This is a genomic window from Micromonospora globispora (assembly GCF_003857015.1).
Taxonomy (GTDB): Bacteria; Actinomycetota; Actinomycetes; order Mycobacteriales; family Micromonosporaceae; genus Micromonospora; species Micromonospora globispora.
In genome coordinates this window covers 1-7,953 of the sequence record NZ_QGGF01000275.1, presented here as the reverse complement: position 1 = coordinate 7,953, position 7,953 = coordinate 1, and the positions used below count along the sequence as shown (strand labels likewise).

General features: G+C 72.2%; 4 protein-coding genes and 2 pseudogenes. 2 read left to right on the top strand and 4 right to left on the bottom strand.

The genetic code is table 11. The features are described from left to right. Both DKL51_RS36300 and DKL51_RS37130 read right to left on the bottom strand, forming a co-directional pair. A partial coding sequence (locus tag DKL51_RS36300; RefSeq protein ID WP_124812084.1) for a transcriptional regulator occupies positions 1-775 on the bottom strand: 775 nt, incomplete at its 3' end. A 133-nt stretch (positions 776-908) separates the two neighbouring features. Continuing rightward, positions 909-1,343, bottom strand: a pseudogene (locus DKL51_RS37130) (NAD-dependent epimerase/dehydratase family protein); the annotation flags it as partial. Between the two features lie 345 nt (positions 1,344-1,688). Here DKL51_RS37130 and ileS point away from each other — a divergent pair. Together ileS and DKL51_RS12925 are read left to right on the top strand one after the other, a co-directional pair. Next, complete coding sequence (ileS, locus tag DKL51_RS12930) at positions 1,689-4,865, top strand: isoleucine--tRNA ligase (RefSeq protein ID WP_109948335.1); 3,177 nt, start codon at positions 1,689-1,691, stop codon at positions 4,863-4,865. A gap of 134 nt (positions 4,866-4,999) precedes the next feature. Then, complete coding sequence (locus DKL51_RS12925; protein WP_109948334.1) at positions 5,000-5,689, top strand: lysophospholipid acyltransferase family protein; 690 nt, start codon at positions 5,000-5,002, stop codon at positions 5,687-5,689. A gap of 4 nt (positions 5,690-5,693) precedes the next feature. Here the strand turns inward: DKL51_RS12925 and DKL51_RS12920 are convergent, their stop codons facing one another. Then, the gene (locus tag DKL51_RS12920; protein WP_109948333.1) at positions 5,694-7,163 is read right to left on the bottom strand and encodes a cryptochrome/photolyase family protein; all 1,470 of its coding nucleotides are present in this window, start codon (positions 7,161-7,163) and stop codon (positions 5,694-5,696) included. A gap of 83 nt (positions 7,164-7,246) precedes the next feature. Next, positions 7,247-7,953: pseudogene (locus DKL51_RS12915) on the bottom strand (hypothetical protein); the annotation flags it as partial.

Below are 7,953 nucleotides of genomic sequence, written 5' to 3'. Positions count from 1 at the left end.
CCGCCCCGAGATCGTCGCCGTCTCCTACCAGGCACGCGGGGCCGCCCTCGGCCAGCAGCGCGGCCCCGCGTGCCTGGTAGGAGACGGCGACGATCTCGGGGTGGTCGGTGGAGCAGCTCAGTGCGCCCCGGGAGAAGATCAGCGGGATCAGCAGCAGCCGCTGGTTCACCGCCCGGAAGCTGTGCTCCAGCGGTTTGACCAGGGTCAGCACCGGCCGCTCCCAGCGCACCCGATCGTGCAGCTCGGCCAGGAGGGCGTCCGGACCCTCGGCCGCCAGCGCCCGGGCGCGGTGCAGCACCTCCTCGTCCAGCGCCGCCCGCATCGCCGGCCACCACGGCGCGATCGCCGCGTCCCAGTACGCCTGGATGCCGTCGGCCAGCCGGTCCAGCGCGACCTCCCGGTCGGTGACGAACGGGTGCAGCCAGTCGGGCAGGTCGTCGGTGCGGTGGTAGTGCGCGATCTGCTCGGCGATCACCTCGGGCGGAGTGGCCCGCAGCACGGCCAGCTCGTCCGCCAGGGCCGGCGCCGGCGTCGGCGGGATCGGAGTGAGGAAGTCCGGTGCCCGCCCGTCGGGGGCGACCAGCAGCCGGGCCGGCGCGGCCGCCGGAACCTCGGCCAGCACCCGGCGGGCGTGCCGCGCCCAGCCGGTGTACGGCCACGGCACCTCGCCCGGGTGACGCTCCAGCAGGTAGAGGCTGGTGAGCACCTCCCAGAGCGGGCTGGTGGCGATCCGGGTACGGGCCAGCGTCGGCTCGTCGAGCTCGATCCGGATCACCACCGCAGCCTAGCCGCGGGTCAGCGCGGCGATCCCGTCCATGCGGGGCGGTGAACGCCTGCTGCTCGGTGGCGCGCATCGCCGCCAGGTGCGGGTCCACCTTCGTGCCCTGCGGCTCGCCGAACGGGTCGGACTCGGTGAGCAGCCGGTCGCCGTGGTCCCGGTAGCCGTACCCGAGCACGATCGACTGGGTGAGGAACCGTCGCGCGCCGATCACCTCGGCGGCGGCCAGCAGGTTCGTGGTGCCCTCGGTGCGCAGCCGGTTGGTCTGGGCCATGCCGCTGTGCCGGGTGGGCGTGCGGGTCAACGCGGTCAGCTCGTGGATCACCGCGTCGGCGGCCAGGCCGTCGACGGCCCGGAGCAGCGCGTCCCTCTCCATCGCATCGGCCACCACCGGCCGGACGCCCCGGTCGGCCAGCCGCCGGCCGCGGCCCGGGTCCCGGGTCAGGCCGTGGACCTCGTGTCCGTGTTCGATCAGCCGGCGGGTCAGCGGTACGCCGATGGCGCCTCCGGCGCCCGCCACCAGAACTCTCACGGAAGACCTCCCGATTCGTCGTGTCGTTTGCATCAACGAGGACGGGCCCGTGGGCAGCACCGTGACGGTGACGGCGGTCACCGGGTAGACCCGGGCCGATACTCGGCGGCGGAACACCCGGCCGGTCGAGTACGCTTGTCGGCACACAGGCGACGACCCGGCCATCACCGGCGAGCCTCCGGAAGAACAGCCGGGTGACCGGCCCAGTAGAACCGGACGGGACCGGCCCGTCACAGCCGGCCAACGAGCGGGCGGTCGATCCTGACCGCCAAGCGGGGTGGTACCGCGGGCCGCTCGGGCGCGCCGTCGAGGCGTACCCGAAAAGGCTCGTCCTCGCAGACCCACATGACAGTGAGCTGCTGAGGAGAGCGACCCCCGATGGCCTATCCGTTGCACGACCCGACCGCCGCCGGCGTCCCGGCGAGCCCGGACCTGCCCGCGGTCGAGCGCCGGGTCCTGGAGCACTGGGCGGCCGACAAGACCTTCGAGGCCTCCGTCGAGGCCCGCCCCGCCGGCGAGGACGGGAAGAACGAGTACGTCTTCTACGACGGCCCGCCGTTCGCCAACGGCCTGCCGCACTACGGCCACCTCTTCACCGGCTACGTGAAGGACGCGGTGCCGCGCTACCAGACCATGCGCGGGCGCCGGGTGGAGCGCCGGTTCGGCTGGGACTGCCACGGCCTGCCCGCCGAGGTGGTGGCCGAGAAGCAGCTCGGCATCACCAGCAAGGCGGAGATCCTCGACCTCGGCGTGGCCCGGTTCAACGAGGCCTGCCGCACCTCGGTGCTGGAGTTCACCCAGGACTGGGAGCGGTACGTCACCCGGCAGGCCCGCTGGGTCGACTTCGCCAACGACTACAAGACCCTCGACCTGGACTACATGGAAAGCGTCATGTGGGCCTTCAAGACCCTGCACGACAAGGGTCTGGTCTACGAGGGCTTCCGGGTGCTGGCGTACTGCTGGCGGTGCGAGACGCCGCTGTCGAACACCGAGACCCGGATGGATGACGTCTACAAGGACCGGCACGATCCGACGCTGAGCGTCTGGTTCGAGCTGACCCCCGACGAGAGCGCGCCGGAGCCGGTGCGCGGAGCGGTGAACCTCGGCGTCTGGACCACCACGCCGTGGACCCTGCCGTCCAACCTGGCGCTCGCGGTCGGCCCGGACATCGAGTACGCGGTGCTGGAGCGGGACGGCGAGCGGTACGTCGTCGGCGCCGCCCGGCTCGCGGCGTACGCCAAGGAGCTGGAGGGGTACCAGCAGGTCGGCACGGTGTACGGCCGTGACCTGGTCGGGCGCCGGTACACCCCGCTCTACGACTTCCTCGTGGAGCAGGCCGGCCCGAACGCGTACCAGGTGCTCGGCGCGGACTTCGTCACCACCGAGGACGGCACCGGGATCGTCCACCTGGCCCCGGCCTTCGGTGAGGACGACCAGAACACCTGCAACGAGGCCGGCATCCCGACCATCGTCACGGTGGACGACCACACCCGGTTCACCTCGCTCGTCCCGCCGTACCAGGGCGAGCAGGTCTTCGACGTCAACAAGCCGGTGATCCGGGAGCTCAAGGAGCGGGGGGTGGTGCTCAAGCAGGACACCTACACCCACTCGTACCCGCACTGCTGGCGCTGCGACACCCCGCTGGTCTACAAGGCGGTGTCGTCCTGGTTCGTCGCGGTGACGCGGTTCCGGGACCGGATGGTCGAGCTGAACCAGCAGATCAACTGGACCCCGGCGCACATCAAGGACGGCTCGTTCGGCAAGTGGCTGGCCAACGCCCGCGACTGGTCGATCAGCCGGAACCGGTTCTGGGGCTCGCCGATCCCGGTGTGGAAGTCCGACGACCCGAACTTCCCGCGGGTCGACGTGTACGGCTCGCTGGAGGAGATCGAGCGGGACTTCGGCGTCCGCCTGACCGACCTGCACCGGCCGGCGGTGGACGAGCTGGTCCGCCCGAACCCGGACGACCCGACCGGTAAGTCGATGATGCGCCGGGTGCCGGAGGTGCTGGACTGCTGGTTCGAGTCCGGCTCGATGCCGTTCGCCCAGGTGCACTACCCGTTCGAGAACCGCGACTGGTTCGAGCACCACTACCCGGGCGACTTCATCGTCGAGTACATCGGACAGACCCGCGGCTGGTTCTACACCATGCACGTGCTGGCCACCGCGCTGTTCGACCGGCCGGCGTTCCGCAACTGCCTCAGCCACGGCATCCTGCTCGGCTCGGACGGACGGAAGATGTCCAAGAGCCTGCGCAACTACCCGGACGTGTACCACGTCTTCGACGCGTACGGGTCGGACGCGATGCGCTGGATGCTGATGTCCTCCCCGGTGCTGCGGGGCGGGGACATGCCGGTCACCGAGGCGGGCATCCGGGACGCCGTCCGGCAGGTGCTGCTGCCGCTGTGGAACGTCTGGTACTTCTTCTCGCTCTACGCCAACGCCGACGGGTACACGGCCAGGCGGCGGACCGACGCTGAGCCGACTGGCGGCGGCGGAGCCGCCGCCGGCGACCTGCTCGACCGGTACGTGCTGGCGAAGACGAACGAGCTGGTCACCACGGTGCAGGGCCAGATGGAGTCGTACGACATCTCCGGGGCCTGCGCCACCGTCCGGTCCTTCCTGGACGCGCTGACCAACTGGTACGTCCGCCGCTCGCGGGACCGGTTCTGGTCGGGTGACGCCGAGGCGTTCGACACGCTGTGGACGGTGCTGGAGACGCTCTGCCGGGTGGTGGCGCCGCTGGCGCCGCTGACCGCGGAGGAGATCTGGCGCGGCCTCACCGGCGAGCGGTCGGTGCACCTGACCGACTGGCCGGAGGCCAGCGAGTTCCCGGCCGACCACGAGCTGGTCGCCGCGATGGACGCCGTCCGGGCGGTCGCCTCGGCCGCGCTGTCGCTGCGCAAGGCGAAGGGCCTGCGGGTCCGGCTGCCGCTGTCGAAGCTGACCGTGGCCTCGCCGGTCGCGGCCCAGCTCCGACCCTTCGCCGACCTGGTCGCCGACGAGGTCAACGTGAAGGCGGTGGAGTTCACCGAGGAGGTGTCCGCGTACTGCCAGCAGGTGCTGACCGTGGTGCCCCGGGCGCTCGGCCCGCGGGTCGGCAAGCAGGTTCAGCAGGTGATCAAGGCGGTCAAGGCGGGGGAGTGGGAGCTGGTCGACGGCGCCCCGGTCGCCGCCGGCGTCACCCTCGCCGAGGGCGAGTACGAGCTGCGCCTGGTCGCCGCCGACGTGGAGCAGTCCGCGCCGCTGCCCGGCGGTGAGGGCGTGGTCGTGCTGGACACCGAGGTCACCCCGGAGCTGGCCGCCGAGGGGCTGGCCCGGGACGTGGTCCGGGTGGTGCAGCAGGCCCGCCGGGACGCCGACCTGGACGTCTCGGACCGGATCGTCGTGACGCTCTCGGCGTCGGAGGAGGTGCGGGCCGCGGTGTCGGCGTACCGCGACTTCGTGGCCCGGGAGGTGCTGGCCGATCGGGTGGACTTCGCGGACCAGGTGGAGGGCTTCGCCGGCGAGGTCGGCGAGGGTGAGCGGGTGACGGTGGCCGTCCGTCGGGTATGAGGTGCTGATGGGGGTGGTCCGGTGACTTGGCGTCGCCGGACCACCACTCGGGCGGCCCGCCACCCGCTGGGGTGGGCATGGTGCCGTCCGCTACCGTGACACCGCCTGTTCAGCACGCGACCGCCGGAGGACCAGTGCCCCTGCTCTACACCATCGGCAAGCTCACCGTGGCGCCCACGCTCCGGTTGGCCTTCCGTCCGCACGTGGAGGGGTTGGAGCACATCCCGGCGACCGGCGGGGCGATCTTCGCAGGCAACCACCTCTCGGTCACCGACGAGTTGCTGCTGGGCACCGTCGTTCCCCGGCATCTGGCCTTCTGGGCCAAGGCGGAGTACTTCACGGGCACCGGGGTGAAGGGTGCCTTCTCCAAGTTCGTGATGACCGGGCTGGGCGCCATCCCGGTGGAGCGGGCGGGCGGCCGGGCGGCGCTGTCGGCGTTCGACGCTGCCATTCCGGTGCTCAAGTCCGGTGACCTCGTTGCCGTCTACCCGGAGGGGACCCGGTCGCCGGACGGCCGGCTCTACCGGGGGCGTACCGGTGCGGCCCGGCTGGCGGTGGCGGCCGGCGTGCCGATCATCCCGGTCGGCGTGACCGGCACCGACAAGGCGCAGCCGATCGGGACGCGGGTGCCCCGGCCCGGTCGGGCCGAGATCGGCATCCGGTTCGGCAAGCCGCTGGACTTCACCGGCCGGCCCGACGACCGGGCCTCGCTGCGCGAGATGACCGACGAGCTGATGAGCGAGATCCAGAAGCTCACCGGTCAGGAGTACGTGCCGCGGTACGCCCCGCGCCGGAGCGAGACCCCGGGCGACGGCGCCGCCTGAGCCGTCACGGGGCGGCCGCGCCCCGGCGGCGCTCCTGGTCGACGACCGCGTCGACATCGGAGAGCCGGTCCATCTGCTTCATGGTGCGGGCCATCCGGGCGTTGCTCGGTATCCGGTCCCGGTTGCGGGACAGGAAGGCCCAGTAACCGGCCGTGAACGGGCAGGCGTTCTCGCCGAGGCGTTTGCGCGGGTCGTACCGGCAGCCGCCGCAGTAGTCGCTCATCCGGTTGATGTACGCGCCGCCGGCTACGTACGGCTTGGTGGTCATCCGGCCCAGGTCGGCGTACTGGCTCATGCCGACCACGTTGGCGGTCATCACCCACTCGTAGCCGTCGATGAAGCGGGTGTGGAACCACTCGACCAGCTCGGCCGGGCGCCAGCCGCGCTGCAGCGCGTAGTTGCCCAGCACCATCAGCCGGGGGATGTGGTGCACCCAGGCCCGGTCCCGGACCCCGGCGAGCACGTCGGCGAGGCACCGCGCGTCCACCCCGTCCGCGTCCAGCTCGGTCCACCAGGCCGGTAGCGACCCGCGGGCGCCCAGCTCGTTGCTGTTCCGCCAGCTGGCGTCGAAGTACCAGTAGGTGTGCCAGATGAAGTCCCGCCAGCCGAGGACCTGCCGGATGAAGCCCTCCACGCTGGGCAGTGGCGCAGCCTCGGTGCGGTACGCCTGCTCGGCCCCGCGGACCGCCTCCATCGGGTCCAGCAGCCCGAGGTTGAACGAGGACGACAGCATGCTGTGCGCCAGCCACGGATCGGTGGAGAGCATCGCGTCCTCGTACGGGCCGAACGCGGGGAGCCGGTGCTTGAGGAAGTGCCGCAGCCGGGCCTTGGCCTCCTTGCCGGTGGCCGGGAACCGGCGCGGCCCGTCCCGGCCGACGAACCGGATCCCCTCCCGCTCCCAGCGGTCCAGGTCGGCCCGGACCTCGGCGTCGATGTCGTCCTCCCTCGGCATCGGCGCGGGCGGGACGTCCAGCTTCCCCTCCTTCGGGGGCGGCTCGCGGTTCTCGACGTCCAGGCTCCACCGGCCGCCGACCGGTTCGTCCCCGTCGACCAGCACGCCGTGGTGCTGCCGGGCGAACCGGTAGAACGCCTCCATCCGCAGCGCACCCCGGCGTTCGTCGGCCCACTCGGCGAAGTCCGCCAGGCTCGTCGGGTAGCCGCGGGCCGGCAGCACGGTGACCCGGTCCAGCCCGCGCACGAAGGCCAGCGCCCGCCGTGAGGTGGGGTGGCAGACCTCCAGCGGCTCGCGGACCTGCTTCAGCGCTTCCCGATAGGTCTCGGTGCGCAGGAAGATCGCCTGCTCGCCGAGTTCGGCGGCGCGGTGCCGGAGCGCGGAGAGGATCAGGTGGGCCTTCTGCCGGTGGTAGACCCGACGGCGGAAGACCGCCTTCGACTCGATCAGCAGGACCGGTTGCCGCCGGTCGTCGAGAAAGTGCGGCCCCAGCTGATCGGCGAACAGCCAACGCCGCGACATGTCGCCGATTATGAGCTTCGAGCCGGTTGAAATCGGCGCGAAACGGGTGCCTTTACGTGTTCGAGACCTCGCCGGGGCGAGGGTCAGGACTGGTTCGGCGTGACGATCTGTCGGCGCAGCACGTTCAGCAGCCGGCCGCTGTCGTCGACCGACAGCCGGGTGAAGACGCCGGTGGTGAGGCTGCCGTGGTCGACCGAGGTGCAGACCACCACCGTGTCGCCGTCGGCGGCGCCGACCGCGCAGCGCTCGTACCGGCCCCGGACCCTGGTCTGCACCGGCACCGCCGACGCGAGCTGGTACCGGTCCGTCAGCCGAGCGATCTCGGCGTTCGCGTCCGACTCCGGGCTGAGCCGGAAACCGGTGCCGCCGAAGACGGTCACCCGCTTGCCGTCGGAGGTGGTGTAGACGCCGGCGAAGGTGTCCTCGGCGAGCACGTGCGCCTGGCGTACCTCGGCCTCCAGTTTCTCGGCGGTCGCCTGGCTGCGCTCGTCCTCCCGCAGCCGCAGGCCGGCCACCTCGTCCGGCAGGGCGGCGCTGGCCGGGTACTGCTCGGTGAGCGGCTTGGCCCACCAGAGCGGGGCGCCACAGCAGCAGGCGACGCTGAGCAGCAGCATCCAGGGCCAGCGCCGCCGACGGCGGACCGGCACCGGGACGTACCCCTTGGGAGGCTGGAAGCCGGGCGGCGGCGCGGCCGGTGGAGGGGTGGTGCGGCGGCGCTGCTTCGGCGGGTGGACCGGTGCGGGCCGGGGCGGTGATACCGGCGCCGGCGGTGGGGACACCGGCCGGGCGG

Coding starts and splice junctions, on each gene's coding strand:
- ileS (WP_109948335.1), top strand. CDS start 1,689: ATGGCCTATCCGTTGCACGACCCGACCGCCGCCGGCGTCCCGGCGAGC.
- DKL51_RS12920 (WP_109948333.1), bottom strand. CDS start 7,163: ATGTCGCGGCGTTGGCTGTTCGCCGATCAGCTGGGGCCGCACTTTCTC.